Source organism: Paraburkholderia oxyphila NBRC 105797 (genome assembly GCF_000685075.1).
Lineage (GTDB): Bacteria > Pseudomonadota > Gammaproteobacteria > Burkholderiales > Burkholderiaceae > Paraburkholderia > Paraburkholderia oxyphila.
In genome coordinates this window covers 91,650-111,288 of the sequence record NZ_BAYD01000021.1, presented here as the reverse complement: position 1 = coordinate 111,288, position 19,639 = coordinate 91,650, and the positions used below count along the sequence as shown (strand labels likewise).

Sequence of the window (19,639 nt, the reverse complement as noted above, 5' to 3'; positions counted from 1 at the left end):
CCGCGTCCAGGCCGACCGCGTCTGGACCGACCGTGTCCAAAACCGCCGCGTGCAGCGCTGCGCGAATCCCCTCTCTGGAGTCCAAACCATGAAGAACTGGCCGTATCCGCGCGTTGCCGCGCACCGCGGCGGCGGCACGCTTGCGCCCGAGAATACGCTGGCGGCCCTGTGCGTCGGCGCCGGCTTCGGGCACACGATGGTGGAGTTCGACGCCAAGCTCTCGGCCGACAACGTCGCGTTCCTGCTGCACGACGACACCGTCGAGCGCACTTCGAACGGACGTGGCGCGGCGGCGCAACTGCGCTACGCCCAGATTGCGGCGTTCGATGCGGGCAGCTGGTGCGATCCGCGCTTCGAAGGCGAGCACATGCCGACGCTTGCCGAGGCGGCGCAGTGCTGCCGCGAGGAAGGGCTGGCGGCGAACGTGGAGATCAAGCCGTGCCCGGGGCGGGAAGTGGAAACGGGCCGCATCGTCGGCGCGGAGACGGCGCGGCTGTGGCTGGATCAGGCGCCGCCGCCGCTGCTTTCCTCGTTCTCGTTCGAGGCGCTTGCGGCGGCGCGCGAAGCCGCGCCGGATCTGCCGCGCGGCCTGCTGTTCGAGCGCGTGCCCGATGACTGGCGCGAGCAGACAGCCGCGCTCGGGTGCGTTTCGCTGCATGCGAGCCATCGGCATCTGGACGAGGCGCTCGTTCGCAGCATCAAGGAAGCCGGCCTGTTCATTCTCGCCTACACGGTGAACGACCTCGAACGCGCGCGCCTGCTCGCGAGTTGGGGCGTGGATACCCTCTGCACCGACCGCATCGACCTGATCGGGCCGCACGCGCTGGACGGCTAGCGCGGCTTCAGGCCCGCGTCAGGGCCTTCTTGGGCGACCGGCTCAGGGGCGCGGAGTGCGCTAGCCCATCCATCGATGCAGACAGACAAATGGGCGGGCCGAGTCGCCAGATACGGCCTTAGCGCAGGCGCGAGAGAATCGCGCCTGTGACCAGCGCGACGCCGCCTACGATCGCGATCGCTTGCCACGGATTCGCGTGCACGTAGTCGTCGGCCTGGGTCATGGCCGCGTCGGCGCGATCGCGCGTGGCGGCGCGCGCGACTTCGAGGCGTTCGCGCGCGGAGTCGAGGCGCTTGCGAATGTCGGCGCGCAACACCGCGGCGTCGGCTTGCGTGCCTTCGCTCAGCGTGGTTTCCAGTTCGGCGAGCAAATCCCGCAGTTCTTCGGCGATGTCGGCGGCTGCGCTGCGGCCGCGGCGCGCAATGCGCCGCGCGTGGCGGCCCGTGCGCGTCCAGGATTCTCCGATGGCGTCTCGCGTATTCGGAAATGCGCTCATGAATGGCTCCGTTAGTGAAAACACAGGTAAAGGGCTCGCGGCGCCCGCGCAAAAAAAGCGGGACAGGCGAGGACAGGAGTTCGAGTATTGCGCATTTCGGGTGCCCGGCGCGCCAAGGTGCGCAGGCGAAATTTCGCCCGGACCATGCTGGCGAGGCCTGTCCGGCGGGGCGAGCCCGACGGGGTTCCGCGGCCGGTGGGCGGCCGCTGAGCGGCGCTTGGGCGGCACTTGGGCGGCAAATAAACGCGCCTTGTTTGCGACAAATGATTACGGGGACAGCACGGATTTTCCGAGAGGCATAGAATCAAGAAAAGCCAATAGGGATGTCAGAGGCAGTCGCCGTTGAGGTAGGAGCAGGTGGGGCGGCGAGAGGCGCCGCTCTCCGTCGGGCGCCGCGAACGCGGGACGGAGAGCTGGGCCGAGGAAGGCTGAGGCGGGTTGCTGCGAAGTTGCTGTGCAGTTGCTGTGAAGCGCGCTGGCGCTCAGAACATGTAGCCGACCTTCAGGTAGGTGACGAGCGGGTTCAGGTGAATCTTGGCTTCGGAGCGCCGCTCGGTGTTCAACTGGTTGTTGACCGTGGTGTCGAACGTGGCGGTCACGCTGATCGGGATATACGAGAGCGAGAAGCCGGCGAACCAGTGCTTCGTGAAGTTGTAGTTGAAGCCCACATTAAATACGGGCGCCCAGGAACGATCCGTCGAAACACTGGTCGGACCCCCAAGTACGCCTTGCTCGAATGAGGAGTTCGTGATGTGCGCGTCGGTGAACCAGGCGTAGGTGAAACCGATACCGGCGTAGGGACGGAATTTTGCGTCAGGCTTGTTGAAGTAGTACTTGAGCAACAGTGCCGGGCTCCACAGGCGTGCTTCGCCAACCTTGCCGAACTGGCTGAAGCTGCCGTCGCCGGAAAGATCGAACTTCGGCGGGATACCCAGTTCGGCTTCGGTTGCGATGTTGTCGGTAATGAAGTAGCCGAGGGAGAGGCCTACGGTGTCGGACGAACCGACACTGGCACCCGTGTTCGGAATGGCGAGATTAACGGGTGTGCCGCCTGCGCTGATGATCTTGAGCGGATCGCTGCTGTCCTGCGGCATGAATCGGAACCACCCCGTTGTAACGTAGAAGGTGTTGGCTGTTTGCGCGTAAGCCCCCGACATGCAGGCGAGCGCGGCGGTCGCTGCCAGCGCCTGTTTTAATTTCATATATGTGCTCCTCCATTAAAGGCCCGCTCATTATGAACACAACGTTTGCAACAAACCATAGACGACCGCTAGAGCTTTTTCCCTAAGCGCCGCGAGCTTTCCGCTCGAGCCGTCATGCCCGTGAGAACAAGGGCTGGCGCGGCCTGGCGGGCATGCGGGTATTTACTAACGTACCAGGAAAATCGAGCATGGCACGGCTTGCACGTCTTTATGTTCCCGACCAGCCGCAGCATGTGATTCTGCGCGGACTGGACCAGCAGCCCGCTTTCGTCGACGACCAGGATTACGAACTGTTCATCGACTGCCTGAAGGCGGCGGCGCGCGATCATCATCTGGCGGTTCATGCGTGGGTCTTGATGCCCGGCGCGGTGCAACTGCTCGTCACGCCCTCTGACGAATCGAGCCTTCCCAAGGCGATGCAGGCGGTCGGCAGACGCTATGTGGCGCATTTCAACCGCCGCTACGCGCGGCGCGGCACGCTCTGGGAGGGGCGTTATCGCGCCACGGTCATCGAGGGCGAGCGCTTCTTCCTGCTGGCGAGCCGCGTCGTCGAGCTTGCGCCGGTGCGCAATCACCTCGTGGCGGCGGCCGAAGATTACCGATGGTCGAGTTATCGGCATCACATCGGGCTGACTGTAGATAGCCTCATTACCGATCACCCGCTTTACTGGGCGCTCGGCAACACGCCGTTCGAGCGCCAGCGCGCCTATCGCGAGCTTTGCGAGCAGCCGTTCGACGAACGCGAAACGACTCAGCTCATGCAGGCCACCCTCAAGGGCTGGGTGCTGGGCAGCGACACCTACCGTGAGTGGGCTTCGCGCACGGCGAACCGGCGCGTCTCGCCGCTGCCGCGCGGGCGGCCGCGCAAGGTGCGCGAAGCGCCCGCGGCGGCAGGTGCACCGGGTGCACCTGGCGTTAGTGCGCTCGGCGCGGCAGCGACCGCCGCTGCGAGCGGCAGCGCGGCTGCACAGAGCGCGCCCCATGCCGGCAATCAATCGAGCCCTAATTATCCGCCACCGGCGGGTGCACCATCCGGTGCGCACGCGGGAAGTCATGCCGGCGCCCATGCGGATAGTGGTACCGGCGCAACGCCAGGTACAAATCCGGGTGGCACGGGGGGGCATTCGTCGGGCTCGACATCATCCGGTTCGAGTGGCGGCGCCAGTTCGTCGCCGGTGCATCAGGAGCACAAGCCCGGTACTGGAACGCATTAATCGGCTTCCAGATCAAGGGTTTAGGCGAGGAAACGGCATCTTCGGATGCCGTTTTATTTTGCCCCAATACGATGCGACCCTAGTAAAATTGCTGTGCGATGCACCATCATGAAAATTGGGGTCTAACCATGCGAATTTATTTGCCAGGTGCTTGATTCGTCGCGTATATTCGCCTTTCGGCTCTCCTGGACGCACAACGCGGGAAGCCAGCATCGCCCGCGCAACGCCGTACAGCGGTCACGCAAGCGGCGGGAAACTAAAAAAGTACGGAATCAACGGCCATCCTCTGGCCATTCTTGGACGGTGTCCCCATGAACGATCACCTGCAGCGCGCCGCGGTGCCCGCCGCGCAAGGTCTGTATGACCCGCAAAACGAACACGACGCCTGTGGCGTCGGCTTCGTCGCCCATATCAAGGGCAAGAAGAGCCACGAAATCATTCAGCAAGGCCTGAAGATTCTCGAGAACCTCGACCACCGGGGCGCCGTGGGCGCCGATCCGCTGATGGGCGACGGCGCGGGCATCCTGATCCAGATTCCGGACGCGTTCTACCGCGAAGAGATGGCCAAGCAGGGCGTGACGCTGCCGCCGTTCGGCGAGTACGGCGTCGGCATGATCTTCCTGCCGAAGGAACACGCCTCGCGTCTCGCGTGTGAGCAGGAGCTCGAGCGCACGGTGCGCGCCGAAGGCCAGGTCGTGCTGGGCTGGCGCGATGTGCCGGTCGATCACACCATGCCGATTTCGCCCACGGTGAAGGCGAGCGAGCCGCTGATCCGCCAGATTTTCATCGGCCGAGGCAAGGACGTGATGGTTACGGACGCGCTGGAGCGCAAGCTGTACATCATCCGCAAGACCGCGAGCCACCGCATCCAGGCGCTCAAGCTCAAGCACGGCAAGGAATACTTCGTGCCGTCGTGCTCGGCGCGCACGGTCGTCTACAAGGGTCTGCTGCTGGCGGGTCAGGTCGGCGTGTACTACCGCGACCTGCAGGACGAGCGCGTGGTGTCGGCACTGGCGCTCGTGCACCAGCGCTTCTCCACGAACACCTTCCCGGCGTGGGAACTGGCTCACCCGTACCGCATGATCGCCCACAACGGTGAAATCAACACCGTGAAGGGCAACGTGAACTGGCTGAACGCCCGTACCGGAGCGATCGCCTCGCACGTGCTGGGTGACGACCTGCCCAAGCTGTGGCCGTTGATCTACCCGGGCCAGTCCGACACCGCATCGTTCGACAACTGCCTCGAACTGCTGGTGATGGCAGGCTATCCGCTCGTCCACGCGATGATGATGATGATCCCGGAAGCCTGGGAACAGCACACGCTGATGGACGAGAACCGCAAGGCGTTCTACGAATATCACGCTGCGATGATGGAGCCGTGGGACGGCCCCGCCGCGATCGCCTTCACGGACGGCCGCCAGATTGGCGCTACGCTCGACCGTAACGGTCTGCGTCCGGCGCGCTACATCGTCACGGATGACGACCTCGTCATCATGGCGTCGGAAGCCGGCACGCTGCCGATCCCCGAGTCGAAGATCGTCAAGAAGTGGCGCCTGCAGCCGGGCAAGATGTTCCTGATCGACATGGAGCACGGCCGCATCATCGACGACAAGGAACTGAAGGACAACCTCGCCAACGCGAAGCCCTACAAGAGCTGGATCGACGCCGTGCGCATCAAGCTCGACGAGATCGAGCCGAAGGCGGAAGACGTCGCCACGGCGCGCGCCGAAGCCGCCGCGCTGCTCGACCGTCAGCAGGCGTTCGGCTACACCCAGGAAGACCTCAAGTTCCTGATGGCGCCGATGGCGATGTCGGGTGAAGAAGCCGTCGGTTCGATGGGCAACGACTCGCCGCTGGCGGTCATGTCCAACAAGAACAAGACGCTCTTCAACTACTTCAAGCAGCTGTTCGCGCAGGTCACGAACCCGCCGATCGATCCGATCCGCGAGAACATGGTGATGTCGCTCGTGTCGTTCATCGGCCCGAAGCCGAACCTGCTCGACACCAACAACATCAACCCGCCGATGCGTCTCGAAGTGTCGCAGCCGGTGCTCGACTTCAAGGACATCGCGAAGATCCGCGCGATCGAGCAGTACACGGGCGGCAAGTTCAGCAGCTACGAGCTGAACATTTGCTACCCGGTGGCCTGGGGCAAGGAAGGCATCGAGGCGCGTCTCGCGTCGCTGTGCGCGGAAGCCGTCGATGCGGTCAAGTCGGGCTACAACATCCTGATCGTCTCGGACCGCCGCGCGGACCGCGACAACGTCGCGATCCCGGCGCTGCTCGCCACCTCGGCGATCCACTCGCACCTCGTGCAGCACGGTCTGCGCACGAGCACGGGTCTCGTCGTGGAAACGGGTTCGGCGCGGGAAACGCACCACTTCGCGCTGCTCGCAGGCTTCGGCGCGGAAGCCGTGCACCCGTACCTCGCGATGGAAACGCTCGCGCAGATGGCGCAGGGCCTGAAGGGCGATCTGTCGGCGGACAAGGCCGTCTACAACTTCACCAAGGCGGTGGGCAAGGGCCTGCTCAAGGTGATGTCGAAGATGGGCATCTCCACGTACATGTCGTACACGGGCGCGCAGATCTTCGAAGCGGTCGGCCTCGCGGACGACCTCGTGCAGAAGTACTTCAAGGGCACGGCCTCGAAGGTGGGCGGCATCGGCCTCTTCGAAGTGGCCGAAGAAGCGATCCGCATGCACCGCGACGCGTTCGGCGACAACCCGATCCTCGCGAACATGCTCGACGCGGGCGGCGAGTACGCGTACCGCGTGCGCGGCGAAGACCACATGTGGACGCCGGACGCGATCGCCAAGCTCCAGCACTCGGCGCGCAGCAACTCGTACCAGACGTACAAGGAATACGCGCACCTCATCAACGACCAGACGAAGCGTCACATGACGTTCCGTGGCCTGTTCGAGTTCCACTTCGACCCGACGCGCGCGATCTCGATCGACGACGTCGAGCCGGCCAAGGAAATCGTCAAGCGCTTCGCCACGGGCGCGATGTCGCTCGGCTCGATTTCGACCGAGGCGCACGCCACGCTGGCCGTCGCGATGAACCGCATCGGCGGCAAGTCGAACACGGGTGAGGGCGGCGAAGACGAGAAGCGCTATCGCAACGAATTGCGCGGCATTCCGATCAAGAACGGCGACACGATGCAGTCGATCATCGGCCCGGAAGTCGTGAAGGACATCCCGCTGAAGGATGGCGACTCGCTGCGCTCGAAGATCAAGCAGGTTGCGTCGGGCCGCTTCGGCGTTTCGGCCGAGTATCTGTCGTCGGCGGACCAGATCCAGATCAAGATGGCGCAGGGCGCGAAGCCGGGCGAAGGCGGCCAGCTGCCGGGCCACAAGGTTTCGGAGTACATCGGCAAGCTGCGTTACTCGGTGCCGGGCGTGGGCCTCATCTCGCCGCCGCCGCACCACGACATCTACTCGATCGAAGACCTGGCGCAGCTCATTCACGACCTGAAGAACGTGAACCCGGTCTCGTCGATCTCGGTGAAGCTGGTCTCGGAAGTGGGCGTGGGCACGGTGGCAGCGGGCGTCGCCAAGGCGAAGGCCGATCACGTCGTGATCGCCGGCCATGACGGCGGCACGGGCGCCTCGCCGCTCTCGTCGCTCAAGCACGCTGGCACGCCGTGGGAACTCGGTCTGGCCGAAACGCAGCAAACGCTGGTGCTGAACCAGTTGCGCGGCCGTATCCGCGTGCAGGCCGACGGTCAGATGAAGACGGGCCGCGACGTGGTGATCGGCGCGCTGCTCGGCGCCGATGAATTCGGCTTCGCGACGGCGCCGCTCGTCGTGCAGGGCTGCATCATGATGCGCAAGTGCCACCTGAACACCTGCCCGGTCGGCGTCGCCACGCAAGATCCGGTGCTGCGCGCGAAGTTCTCGGGCCAGCCCGAGCACGTCGTCAACTTCTTCTTCTTCATCGCTGAGGAAGTGCGCGAAATCATGGCGCAACTGGGCATCCGCAAGTTCGACGACCTCGTCGGCCGCTCGGATCTGCTCGACACCCGCAAGGGCGTGGAGCACTGGAAGGCGAAGGGCCTCGACTTCTCGCGCGTGTTCTATCAGCCGCAAGTTGGCGCTGAAGTCGCGCGCAAGCACGTCGACACCCAGGACCACGGTCTGGACCGCGCGCTCGATCACACGCTGATCGAGAAGGCCAAGGCCGCGATCGAGAACGGCGAGCACGTCTCGTTCATCCAGCCGGTGCGCAACGTGAACCGCACGGTGGGCGCGATGCTCTCGGGCATGGTCGCGAAGAAGTACGGTCACGACGGTCTGCCCGACGACTCGATCCATATCCAGTTGAAGGGCACGGCGGGCCAGAGCTTCGGCGCGTTCCTCGCACGCGGCATCACGCTGGATCTGGTCGGCGACGGTAACGACTATGTCGGCAAGGGCCTTTCGGGCGGCCGCATCATCATCCGTCCGACCAACGATTTCCGTGGCAAGTCCGAAGAAAACATCATCTGCGGCAACACGGTGATGTACGGCGCGCTCGAAGGCGAAGCCTTCCTGCGCGGCGTGGCCGGCGAGCGTTTCGCGGTGCGTAACTCGGGCGCTACGGCGGTTGTCGAGGGCACGGGTGACCACGGTTGCGAATACATGACGGGTGGCACGGTGGTTGTGCTCGGCGAAACGGGTCGTAACTTCGCGGCGGGCATGTCGGGCGGTATCGCCTACGTCTACGACCCGGACGGTTCATTCGCCGGCAAGTGCAACAAGTCGATGGTCGCGCTCGATCCGGTCCTGCAACAGGCCGAGCAGGAGCGCACCGTGGACCGCGCGCTGTGGCACACGGGCCAGACCGACGAAGCACTGCTCAAGGGACTCGTCGAGCGTCACTTCCAGTTCACCGGCTCGCCGCGTGCGAAGGCGCTGCTGGAAAACTGGGATTCGGCGCGCCGCCAGTTCGTGAAGGTGTTCCCGACGGAATACAAGCGCGCGCTGGGCGAGCTCGGTGCGAAGAAGGCGAGCCAGGAAGAACTGGCCGCTTGATTCGCTGACTGAGCCGCGACGACGACATCAAGACGAAGGAGCGCCCGCCGCGCGATTCGAGTTACGAGAACTCGCGCGGCGGCGGGCGCTGTCCCCCTCACCGAATAGATTAGATAGACGAGAGCCACATGGGTAAGGCAACCGGTTTTCTCGAGTTCGAGCGCCAGCATGAGGCGTACGAAGCACCGCTCACGCGCGTGAAGCACTACAAGGAATTCGTGGCGGCGCTCTCCGACGCCGACGCGAAGATCCAGGGTGCGCGCTGCATGGACTGCGGCATCCCGTTCTGCAACAACGGCTGCCCGGTCAACAACATCATTCCGGACTTCAACGACCTCGTGTTCCGCCAGGACTGGAAGAGCGCGATCGAAGTCCTGCATTCGACCAACAACTTCCCCGAGTTCACGGGCCGCATCTGCCCGGCGCCGTGCGAAGCGGCGTGCACGCTCGGCATCAACGACGATCCCGTCGGCATCAAGTCAATCGAGCACGCGATCATCGACAAGGCCTGGGCCGAAGGCTGGGTTGCGCCGCAAGTCGCGAAGCACAAGACGGGCAAGAAGGTTGCCGTGGTCGGCTCGGGCCCCGCGGGCCTCGCCGCCGCGCAGCAACTCGGGCGCGCCGGCCACGACGTGACCGTGTTCGAGAAGAACGACCGCATCGGCGGCCTGCTGCGCTACGGCATTCCCGACTTCAAGCTCGAGAAGTGGCTGATCGACCGCCGCATGCGCCAGATGGAAGCCGAAGGCGTGACCTTCCGCACCAACGTTTTCATCGGCAAGGGCGAACTGCCGGCGTACATCGCCAATACGGCCAAGCAGACCATCACGCCCGATGAGCTGAAGGAACAGTTCGACGCCGTGGTGATCGCTGGCGGCGCGGAAACGCCGCGCGATCTGCCGGTGCCGGGCCGCGAGATGCAAGGCATCTACTACGCGATGGAGTTCCTGCCGCAGCAGAACAAGGTCAACGCTGGCGACAAGCTGGCCGACCAGCTCGTGGCCAAGGGCAAGCACGTGGTCGTGATCGGCGGCGGCGATACGGGCTCCGACTGCGTGGGCACGTCGAACCGTCACGGCGCGAAGAGCGTCACGCAGTTCGAGCTGCTGCCGCAGCCGCCCGAGGAAGAGAACAAGCCGCTCGTCTGGCCGTACTGGCCGGTCAAGCTGCGCACTTCGTCGTCGCACGAGGAAGGCTGCTCGCGCGACTGGGCAGTCGCCACGAAGCGCTTTGAAGGCAAGAACGGCAAGGTCGAGAAACTGATCGCCGCGCGCGTCGAGTGGAAGGACGGCAAGATGGTCGAAGTGCCGGGTTCGGAGTTCGAAATGAAAGCCGATCTCGTGCTGCTCGCCATGGGCTTCACGCAGCCGGTCTCGCCGGTGCTCGAAGCGTTCGGCGTCGAGAAGGACGCGCGCGGCAACGTGCGTGCCGCGACCGAAGGCGAGAAGGCGTACTACACGTCGGTCGACAAGGTCTTCACCGCCGGCGATATGCGCCGTGGCCAGTCGCTCGTGGTGTGGGCGATCCGCGAAGGCCGTCAGTGCGCGCGCTCCGTCGATGCGTTCCTGATGGGCAGCTCGGAGCTGCCGCGTTAAGGCGGGTCAAGGCTCGCGGGCGCGTCTTGCGGGCCGCAACAGAGCAACACGCAGTAGTAGCACAGCTGTGCATGGGACCAGAGTAAGAGCTTTGCATGGGACCGGAGTAAGCGCTGAAGCGCTAACTCCGGTCGACAGCTGAAGCGCTAACTCCGGTCGACAGCTGAAGCGCTAACTCTGGTCGACCGCGAAGCATGGGACCAGAGTAAGTACTAAAGCGCCAACTCTGGTCGACCGCGAAGCATGGGACCAGAGTAAGCGCTAAAGCGCTAACTCTGGTCGACACGTCAAGCCGGGCGGCCTGTAAAGGTGGTCCGGCTTTTTTTCGCCGTTTGATCGGCGGCTTCTGACGCGTTTCTCGGCGATCGACACGCCAGATGCGCGCATCTCCAGTGATTTTTCGCGCTGCCTGCCTGTCCCGCTGCGGGTTGTCACGGGCGCACCCCGTCGTGCCGGCGGGTTACCATGATGCGGTTGCTCCTCATCCCGAGGCCTGCCGATCATGTCCGAAGCCCGCGAGATCGATCAATGGCGGCGCTGCTTCGTCGCGCTCGCGCCCGATGCGCCCTCGCGTGACGCCCTCGCCGCGCTCGACGTGCCGCCCAACGCACGCCGGGTGCCCTATGCGCAACTGCATCTGACGGTGGCGTTCATCGGCGCGATGTCGTTCGTGCAGGGCGAGACGCTCGCGCAGCGACTCGCCGAGCATGCGGCGCCTCTGCCGCCCGCGCCGGTCACGAAGATCGAATGCTGGCCAGGTCGCGCGCAGCCGCGCCTGATGGTGGCCGTGCTCGCCATGTCCGAAGCGTTCACGGCACTCGACTGGCGGGTGCGTTCCTTGATGGGCGAAGTGGGCTTGCCGCTCGATGCGCGCGCGTTCCGGCCGCACATCACATTGGCGCGCTTCGCGCGCGATGCACGTGGTGCGCCGCCGGATGGAGTGGCACAGGCGCTGCCGCCGCTGCGGTTTACTTCGCTCGTGCTCTATTCGAGCACGCTGGCGCGACAGGGCGCGCGTTATGAGGCGCTGGCGAGTGTGCCCATCAGCTAACTTGCATGGAGAGCGTTTCTCCCATTAATCGATGCGAGTATGGGAGTGATTAGATGCGCGTCAATATCTATAAAATCAGCCATGCAGACAAAGGCTTATGATGACCCTTTCGATGCCGGAAAACGGGCAGTTCGCATGAGCTACATCCTGAATCAATCCGGTTTTGTCATTCCGGCCATTCCAGGGAAAGCCGTATCCTGCGCACACAAGCTTTAGTATTGGCTAGCCGTGGCGACCCTCACTCTTTGGGCGTCAATCGGTCATGCAAAAGACGAGATGTATACCTCGCCACAAGCTGCGACGCGCACCTACGCGCAGAACTTCAAGGACATGGTTCTGGCCACCTGCATAGCAACGGCTTATAAGCGCGACAAAGACGCGGCAATCGATGCGGGGAGTAGCGTCAGTGCGTTGCGCGACTGGACTTATTACGACCTGGATAAGGCGCCAGATGCGATCAAGGCCCTGGTTGAAAGTTACCTTGCGCGCGATTATCAGAACCCGCTGGCCGATGCCGAAATAAAGGACATCAGATTCGACATGCTTAAATGCCTTGACCTGTATCACAGCAAGGAACTGGATGCGCAGGTCAGGCGACTGGTCAGCAAGCCTGATCACACGTATCGGCAGGACAACCCAAAGCCGGCAAATACGCAAGTTCCTTGATGGGCAGGCGGCTGACCCGGGTTCGATCCACAAGCCAGCGTCACCTCACTCAACCCACACTCCGCCGCCGATACCGCTCCAGCGTCAACCCATCCAGATCGATCTCCGGCGCGCGCCCGGTGATGAGATCCGCGACCACCTGTCCCGAGCCCATCGACATCGCCCAGCCGGTCGAGCCGTGGCCGACGTTCAGCCACAGCCCTTGCACGCCCGAGGGCCCGAGCAGCGGTGCCCCGTCGGGCACCATCGGCCGGCGCCCGACCCAGAACTGCGCGGAAGAAGGCGTGGCCGCGTGCGGGAACCAGTCGTCGAGCACTTTCATGAGCGTGTGCAGCGCCTGCTCGCGCAGCGTCGCGCGGTGATTGCCGAGCTCCGCCGTGCCGGCCACGCGCAGATAGGGCCCGAAGCGCGTGATGGCCGTCTTCAGCGACTCGTCCATGAGCGCGGCGCGCGGCGCCTTCTGCTCGTCGACGACGGGCAGCGTGGCCGAATAGCCCTTCACCGGATAAAGCGGCACCCGCACGCCAAGTGGCGCGAGGAGCGTCGCGCTTTCCACGCCCAGTGCGACCACCACGGCGTCGGCGGCGAGGGTCTGCGGCTCGGTATCGGCCACCTCGTTCAAGTCGGCGGGTCGCAGCACTTCGGCGGGCGCGCGGCGTTGCTCGCGGCGCTGCTCCCGCAGCTCGCGGCGGTTGTTCGCCGTGCGCCGCCCCGGCACGGGCCGCACGCGCACGCCGCTCACCTTGCCGCCCGTGGCTTCGAGCGCGAGCACTTCGGTGTCGAAGACGAATTTCACGCCGCGCCGCTCGCACACGGCGCGCAGCTCGCGCGTGAAGCGCGCGCAGTCGCCGGCTTCGTCGTCGGGCAGATAGATGCCGGCCACGGGCTTCACGCGCGACCACGCGAGGCCAGGCTCCACCTGCGCGCAGCCCGCGGCATCCAGCTCGCGGTAGACGATGCCGGCATCGCGCAGCACGCCCAGCGCGGGTTGGGCGAGCTCGAGGTCGTAGTCGCTGCGAAACAGCTGCAGATAGCCCTGGCTGCGCCCGTACTCGAACGCGTGCTGCGCACGGAACGCGTGCAGACACGTGCGGCTGTAATAGGCGATGCGCTGCATGCGCTGCTTGTTCACGCGAAAGCGCGCGAGGTCGCATTCGCGCAGCCAGCGCGCGATCCAGCGCCATTGCGCGGCGTCGAGCGTGGGCCGGAAAATGAGCGGCGAGGTGGGCTTGAGCAGGTACTTGAGGAGCTTGGCCGGCATGCCCGGCGCGGCCCAGGGCGTGACGTACCCGGGCGCGATCACGCCGGCGTTGCCGAAGCTCGTGCCGAGCGCGACGCCAGGCTCGCGCTCGATGACCGTGACGTCGCAGCCCCGTTCGCTCAGGTAATACGCAGTAGCGACGCCGATCACTCCGGCGCCGAGGACGATCGTTTTCATGCCGGTCGTAGTGAGTGAGACGGGGACGGACGGTATTGCAGCACGTTCGGGCTCATTGTGCAGCGGAGTCCGCAGAGGGGTGGGCGGGCGCGGTCGGGTTGCCTGTCGCTGCTGCGGCTTCGGCCAGCACCTTGCCCTTCGTTTCGGGCAGGCACAGGGCGGATACGATCACGAGCAGATAGCCCGCGCCGGCCACGGCGCCGATCGCTTTCACGAGCGTCGTGGTCTGCGCGAGCGTGCCCACGAGGATCGGAAAGAACGAGCCGAGGCCGCGCCCGAGGTTGTAGCAGAAGCCCTGGCCCGAGCCGCGGATCGCATTCGGGTAGAGCTCGGACAGATAGGCGCCGATGCCCGCGAAAATGCCCTGCACGACGATGCCGAGCGGAAAGCCGAGCAGCAGCATGGCGGTATCGGTGATGGGCAGCATGGTGTAGGCCATGCCGAGCGTGAACGAGCCGATGGCGAACAGGATGAAGGACGCGCGCCGCCCGATCTTGTCGCAGAGGATCGCGCCGACGATATAGCCCATGAACGAGCCGACGATCAGCACGATCAGATAGCCGCTCGTGTTGAACACCGACAGATGGCGCACGGTCTTTAGATAGGTGGGCAGCCACGTGGTGATCGCGTAGTAGCCGCCGAGCATGCCGGTGCACAGCGCGCTGCCGAGCAGCGTCGTGGCGAGGTGCGCGGGCGCGAAGATCTGCAGGAAATGGCCGTGCGATTCGCCGCGCTCACGGGCACGGCGCGTCTGCAGGAACACCTCGGGGTCGCTCACGTTGCGCCGCACGTAGAGAATCCACAGCGCGGGCAGGATGCCGATCCAGAAGCACGCGCGCCACGCGTACTGCTCGGGCAGCAGGGCGAAGAACGCCCAGTAAAGAATGGCGGCGGCGCCCCAGCCGAACGACCAGCTGCTTTGCACGGTGCCCACGGCTTTCGCGCGGTGCTGCGGCGAGCGGATCGTCTCGGCCATCATGATCGTGACAACCGACCATTCGCCGCCGAAGCCGATGCCCTGCAGCGTGCGCGTGGCGAGCAGTTGCCAGAACGAATGCGTGAAGCCGGAAAGGCAGGTGAAGAGCGCGAACGTGGCGATGGTCCACTGCAGCACGCGCACGCGGCCGTAGCGGTCGGCGAGGATGCCCGCGAGCCAGCCGCCGAGCGCCGAGGAGATCAGCGAGCTCGTCGCGATCATGCCCGCCTCGCTCTTGGTCATGCCCCAGGCAGCAATGAGCGTCGGGATCAGGAACGAGTAGATCATGAAGTCGAACGCGTCGACCGCATAGCCGCCGAAGCCGGCGTAGAGCGTGCGACGCTCGCGCTCGTTCAGCTCCCTGAACCACTGAAAAGATCCCATCGCGTCGTCTCCCCCTATTTATTGTGTGCGCAACGACCGATGAAACAGGCAGGTCGCGCACGCGGTGTCCGGCACATCGGGCAGCGGGGATGGGTGATGCACAGCGCGCATAAGACGCGCTTGGGCCCGCCGGGGCCTGTCTCGGCCCGCGCCGGGCGCCGCTGCAGGCGCTCGAACTGCGCTATTTTACGGTGCGATGTGCCGCGGCGGCCAGGGAAGATGAAAGCCGGGCATGTTGCGGGGCAAACGATGCCCGCCTGGGCGCGCTCGCTGGCGGGCTGCCTCGTGCGCTTCGGGGCGCGCTTGCTTGCTCGTTGCGGCCCGCTTCTGGGCCTGCTTTGGGGGCCGTTCCTGGGCCCGCTTCGGGGCCCGTTTCGCCGGTGCTCAGCCCAGCGTCAGCCCGCCATCGACGTGGATCGTCTGACCGGTGATGTGGCGCGCGGCGTCCGACAGCAAGAAGGCGATGAGTTCGGCGATGTCGGCGGGCTCGGCCACGTGGCCAAGCGGCGTCTCCTCGGCGGCGCGCGCCCACGCGGGCGCATTTTCGGGCGTCGGGCCCTTGTCCTTGCGCGTGTAGCCGGGCGCCACGCAGTTCACCGTCACGCCGTGCGGCGCGAGTTCGGCGGCGGCGCTTTTCGCGAGCGACTCGAGCGCGGCCTTGGCCGCCGCAGTGGCCGCGAACGGCGCGTCGGCGCGGTAGCGGTGCGCGACAAACGAGCTCACCGCCACCACGCGGGCGTGCGCCGAGCGCGTAAGCGCCGGCCGCGCCTCGCGCACGAGCGCCGCGAACGCGGCTGGCATCGCGGCAAAAGTGGCGGCGAGCGTGTCGGGCTCGAGCGCCGCGAGCGTCTGCCGCTGCGCATGGCCCGCGTTGGCGACCAGTTGATCGAGCGTCGAAAAGCGCGCGAGCGTGGTTTGAACGAGCTGCGCGGCCGCGCCGGCAGCGGCCAGGTCGGCGCAGGCCGTCGCGCAGGTGGCGCCTTGCGCCTCGCACTCGGCCGCAACGGCGGCAAGCCGCGCACGCGCTGGCTCGTCGGCGCCGCGCGCGTGCAGCATCAGCGCGACCCCGGGCGCGGCAAGACGCCGGGCGAGCGCCGCGCCAATACCCGAGCCCGCGCCCGTGATCAGGACGACGCGCTCGCCATGGGCGCCGCGGCTTGCGCTCATGCCGCGACCCGCTCTTCAGGCATGCGCTCGATTTCGAGTGTCTCGTGATGGTAGGCCGCGAGCGACTCGCGGTGCGCCACGCTCACGATCGCCGCCTTCGGCAGGCGCTCCATGAAGACCTTGTAGAGACGGCTTTCGTTGTCGGGGTCGAGCGCGCTGGTCGCTTCGTCGAGGAACAGGTAATCGGGCTTGTGCAGCAGCACGCGTGCGCCCGCAAGCCGCTGCTGCTCGCCCGGCGAGAGCACGCGCGTCCAGTGCGCCGACTCGTGCAGGCGCCCCACATAGTCTTCCAGGCGGCACGCGCGCAGCGCCTCGCGGCAGTCTTCGTCGCTATAGTCGCCGGCGGGCGAAGGGTAGGTGAGCGCGGCCTTGAGTGTGCCGATCGGCAGATAGCTCTGCTGCGGGATGAACATCATGCGCGCGTCCACGGGGGCGTCGATCGAGCCTTCGCCGAACGGCCAGAGGCCCGCGAGCGCGCGTATCAGCGTGCTCTTGCCCGCGCCCGACGGGCCGCGCACGAGCCAGCGCGAGCCGGGCTTGATGGCGATGTTGCGCACTTCGGAGAGCGGCGCGCCGTTGGGCAGCGCGAGCTTCAGATGCTCGGTGGTGAGCTCGCCCGCGTCGACGAAGTGCAGGTTGATGCCGCCGTGCTCGGTCGCGGGCGAGACGCTTTCTTTCAGGCGCGGCGAGTGCACCACGCGCACGAATTCACGCAGACGGTTGACCGTGGCGCGCCATTCGACGAGGGTGGAGTAACTGTTGATGAACCACGAGAACGAGTCGCTCACGGTGCCGAACGCCTGCGAGATCTGCATCAGCACGCCGAAGGAGAAGGCGCCCGCGAAGTAGCGCGGCGCGGCGACGACGATCGGAAAAATGATGGCGATCTGGCCGTAGAAGCTCAGCACGAAGGTGAGGCGCTTCGTGTACTTCATCACGCGCCACCAGTTGTCCTTGATGTGCGCGAACAGGCCTTGCGCGTTGTTGCGCTCGGTTTCCATGCCGTCGTAGAGGGCGATCGGCTCGGCGTTCTCGCGCAGGCGGATGAGGCCGAAGCGGAAGTCCGCCTCCACTTTCTGTTGCTGGTAGTTGATCGACACGAGCGGGTGGCCGACCTTCTGGATCACGAGCGAGCCGAACACGGCGTAGAGCGCGGCGGCCCAGACCATGTAGCCCGGAATCGTGACGGGCGTGCTGCCGAGCGCGAAGGTGAGCGCGCCCGCGAGCGACCAGAGGATCGTGATGAACGAGACCAGCGTGACGACCGTCGAGAGCAGGTCGAGCGTGAGCGAGAGCGTGGTGGTGGCGAACGATTGCAGGTCGTCGCTGATCCGCTGGTCGGGGTTGTCGGCGAGACGGTCGCGCTCGATGCGGTAGAACGCGCCCTGGCCGAGCCAATCGTTCAGGAAGCGCGTGGTGAGCCACTGGCGCCAGCGAAAGCCGAGCATCTGGCGCAGATACCGTCCGTACACCGCGAGGATGATGAATCCGAACGCGAGCACGGTGAAGATCACCAGCAGATGCGGAAACTGTTTGACGTCCTTGTTTTGCAGGGCGTTGTAGAAGTCCGCGTTCCAGCTGTTGAGCCGCACGTTGATCCACACGACGGCGAGGTTCATCGCGATGATCGCTGCGAGCAGGCCCCAGGCGAACCAGCGTTCCTCGGACACCCAGTAGGGCTTGATCAGACTCCAGGCCGTGATCTTGTGATGCTCGTTCTGATCCGGCGTGGCGCGGGGAGTGAGGTTGGTCATGTGCGTCCTGATGTTGTGCCGGCCCGCGGCCGGAATAGACGATACCCGCCGTACGCGGCGCCCTGGCGCTGCGATTGTGTCCCGAGCCGCTTAAGCGAGTCTTAATGGCGCGCATGGCTTCCGGTCGCCTTGCGCGCGGTCTCGCGACGGCTGCGTGTGGGAGTCCGACATTGTCTCACCGCCCGCGTGAGCTGGGCGGTTCGCACCGGTTTGGGCATTGTGCCAGAGCACAAACGCCTGCTGCCCGGCCCGTTTGCGGCGCGCGCGTCTTTTGTGGTCTAATGACCGCTGACGAAACAGGGGTGCTTCACCGGTATGCCTGACATGCCGCAGTGAGGCTGAGAGAGACCCTTCGCACCCGATCCGGGTAATACCGGCGCGGGAAGTTTCCGGAAAGTCTTGCTCGCGCCATTGATCAGTCGATTCGACTGAATTCGTTCAGGCGTCCAGATTCCCGCCGGGCAGCACGTGCTGCGCATATCGTTTTTGCGCTTCGCGTCGTTTGCACGGCCGGCCTTGCCAGCCGGTTTCGTCCTTGGGTACGCATGCTAGTTGCCGTACGAAAGGGATACGATGACCGCCTCTTCTGCACCTTGTTCTGATCATTCCCCGGTTTTGGCCAGCGGCCACACGCCCGCGCGCGCCTCGTCAGCAGTGCCTGATTTCGCAGTGCTTGGCGGCGGCCTATGCGGACGCCTCGTTGCATGGCGCCTCGCGGGCGCGGGGCATCGCGTGGCGCTCTACGAGCGCGGCGGGCCCGAGGGCGGGGAGTCGGCCGCCTGGATCGCGGCGGCCATGCTCGCGCCGCTCGCCGAAGCCGCGGTCGCCGAGCTATTGATCACCGAGCTGGGCGTCGCCTCGCTCGAGACCTGGCCGCGCATTCTCGCCGAGCTGCCCGAACCCGTGTTTTTCCAGCGCAACGGCACGCTCGTGGTCTGGCACCACGCCGACCGCACCGAGGCGCCCCTGTTCGAGCGCCGCGTGCGTGCAAACGCGCCACGCGAGCTTGCCGACGCGAACTTCACGACCCTGCAGGGCGCGCAGCTGGACGCCGCCGAGCCGGCGCTCGCCGGGCGCTTCGCGCGCGGCTGGCTGCTTGGCGGCGAAGGGCAGCTCGACAACCGTCAGGCGCTGACGGCGCTGGCCGCGGGCCTCGCGCAGCGCGGCGTGGAAACGCACTGGCACACGAGCGTGGACGAAGCGAGCCTGCCGCGCGCACGCGTGACGATCGACTGCCGGGGCCTGGGGGCCAAGCCCGTGCTGCCGGCGCTGCGCGGCATTCGCGGAGAAGTGGCGCGCGTGCACGCGCCTGGCATCGGCCTCACGCGGCCCGTGCGCCTGCTGCACCCGCGCTATCCGCTCTATATCGCGCCGAAACAGGACGATCTCTACGTGATCGGCGCGACCGAGATCGAGGGCGAGGACTGCTCGCCCGTGAGCGTGCGCTCGGCGCTCGAATTGCTGAGTGCGGCGTTCGCCGTGCATCCGGCGTTCGGCGAGGCGCGTATTCTCGAGCTCAATTCGCAGTGCCGACCGACGCTGCCCGACCATCGTCCCGCGCTCATCTGGGATGGCGGCCGGGGTGACGGTGACACCTTGCGCGTGAACGGGCTCTATCGCCACGGCTTCATGATCGCGCCCGCCGTGGCCGACGAAGCGGTGCGCGTCGCCCAGGCGCTGCTGGCGGGCCGGCTTAACGATGCGGACGCCTTCGAGTCGCTGCGCGGCGAGTCGCGCTGGGCGTCGATGCTGCACGCTCGCCACACGCAGGGCGCGCACGAGCCCGCTTGAGATGCCCTGAGGATGCTCGAGGGCCGGACGATCGTGTTGGCCCGCGAGCGCGACACCG

Annotated in this window: 12 protein-coding genes, 1 pseudogene and 1 riboswitch; of the genes and pseudogenes, 7 read left to right on the top strand and 6 right to left on the bottom strand. The window is 65.9% G+C overall.

What is annotated here, in order from left to right:
* The first annotated feature begins 88 nt into the window (after window positions 1–88).
* Window positions 89–835 carry a glycerophosphodiester phosphodiesterase gene (gene ugpQ, locus BO1_RS16405; RefSeq protein WP_028218478.1) on the top strand — a complete coding sequence of 249 codons (747 nt, stop codon included), beginning with the start codon at window positions 89–91 and terminating at the stop codon, window positions 833–835.
* A gap of 118 nt (window positions 836–953) precedes the next feature.
* On the opposite strand, the gene BO1_RS16400 is transcribed toward ugpQ, so the two are convergent.
* The gene (locus BO1_RS16400; RefSeq protein WP_028218477.1) at window positions 954–1,331 is read right to left on the bottom strand and encodes a DUF883 family protein; all 378 of its coding nucleotides are present in this window, start codon (window positions 1,329–1,331) and stop codon (window positions 954–956) included.
* Window positions 1,332–1,813: 482 nt separating this feature from the next.
* Window positions 1,814–2,533 carry an OmpW/AlkL family protein gene (locus BO1_RS16395; RefSeq protein ID WP_028218476.1) on the bottom strand — a complete coding sequence of 240 codons (720 nt, stop codon included), beginning with the start codon at window positions 2,531–2,533 and terminating at the stop codon, window positions 1,814–1,816.
* A 188-nt stretch (window positions 2,534–2,721) separates the two neighbouring features.
* Here BO1_RS16395 and BO1_RS51345 point away from each other — a divergent pair.
* The 5 genes and pseudogenes from BO1_RS51345 to BO1_RS16370 form a co-directional block, all read left to right on the top strand.
* Window positions 2,722–3,411: pseudogene (locus tag BO1_RS51345) on the top strand (transposase); the annotation flags it as partial.
* A 647-nt stretch (window positions 3,412–4,058) separates the two neighbouring features.
* The gene (locus BO1_RS16385; protein WP_028218475.1) at window positions 4,059–8,759 is read left to right on the top strand and encodes a glutamate synthase-related protein; all 4,701 of its coding nucleotides are present in this window, start codon (window positions 4,059–4,061) and stop codon (window positions 8,757–8,759) included.
* 128 nt (window positions 8,760–8,887) lie between these two features.
* On the top strand, window positions 8,888–10,354 hold the full coding sequence (locus BO1_RS16380; RefSeq protein WP_028218474.1) for a glutamate synthase subunit beta: 1,467 nt from the start codon (window positions 8,888–8,890) through the stop codon (window positions 10,352–10,354).
* Window positions 10,355–10,856: 502 nt separating this feature from the next.
* The gene (thpR, locus tag BO1_RS16375) at window positions 10,857–11,405 is read left to right on the top strand and encodes an RNA 2',3'-cyclic phosphodiesterase (protein ID WP_028218473.1); all 549 of its coding nucleotides are present in this window, start codon (window positions 10,857–10,859) and stop codon (window positions 11,403–11,405) included.
* 276 nt (window positions 11,406–11,681) lie between these two features.
* Window positions 11,682–12,071 (top strand): type VI secretion system amidase immunity protein Tai4, encoded by a 390-nt coding sequence (locus BO1_RS16370; RefSeq protein WP_084688001.1) that lies wholly within the window; start codon window positions 11,682–11,684, stop codon window positions 12,069–12,071.
* 49 nt (window positions 12,072–12,120) lie between these two features.
* On the opposite strand, the gene BO1_RS16365 is transcribed toward BO1_RS16370, so the two are convergent.
* The 4 genes from BO1_RS16365 to BO1_RS16350 all read right to left on the bottom strand — a co-directional run bounded on the left by BO1_RS16365 (window position 12,121) and on the right by BO1_RS16350 (window position 17,790).
* A complete protein-coding gene (locus tag BO1_RS16365) occupies window positions 12,121–13,509 on the bottom strand; it encodes a D-amino acid dehydrogenase (RefSeq protein ID WP_028218471.1) in 1,389 nt (462 codons plus the stop codon).
* Between the two features lie 52 nt (window positions 13,510–13,561).
* The gene (locus tag BO1_RS51340; protein ID WP_043285077.1) at window positions 13,562–14,869 is read right to left on the bottom strand and encodes an MFS transporter; all 1,308 of its coding nucleotides are present in this window, start codon (window positions 14,867–14,869) and stop codon (window positions 13,562–13,564) included.
* A gap of 384 nt (window positions 14,870–15,253) precedes the next feature.
* A complete protein-coding gene (locus BO1_RS16355; RefSeq protein ID WP_028218470.1) occupies window positions 15,254–16,036 on the bottom strand; it encodes an SDR family NAD(P)-dependent oxidoreductase in 783 nt (260 codons plus the stop codon).
* Window positions 16,033–17,790: an ABC transporter ATP-binding protein/permease gene (locus BO1_RS16350; protein WP_028218469.1), complete on the bottom strand. Its 1,758-nt coding sequence runs from the start codon at window positions 17,788–17,790 to the stop codon at window positions 16,033–16,035. The genes BO1_RS16355 and BO1_RS16350 overlap by 4 nt, the downstream gene beginning before the upstream one ends.
* A gap of 288 nt (window positions 17,791–18,078) precedes the next feature.
* Window positions 18,079–18,192, top strand: a riboswitch (TPP riboswitch).
* A 252-nt stretch (window positions 18,193–18,444) separates the two neighbouring features.
* Between BO1_RS16350 and BO1_RS16345 the strand changes: the two genes are divergently transcribed.
* Window positions 18,445–19,581 (top strand): FAD-dependent oxidoreductase, encoded by a 1,137-nt coding sequence (locus BO1_RS16345; protein WP_028218468.1) that lies wholly within the window; start codon window positions 18,445–18,447, stop codon window positions 19,579–19,581.
* Window positions 19,582–19,639: the final 58 nt, after the last annotated feature.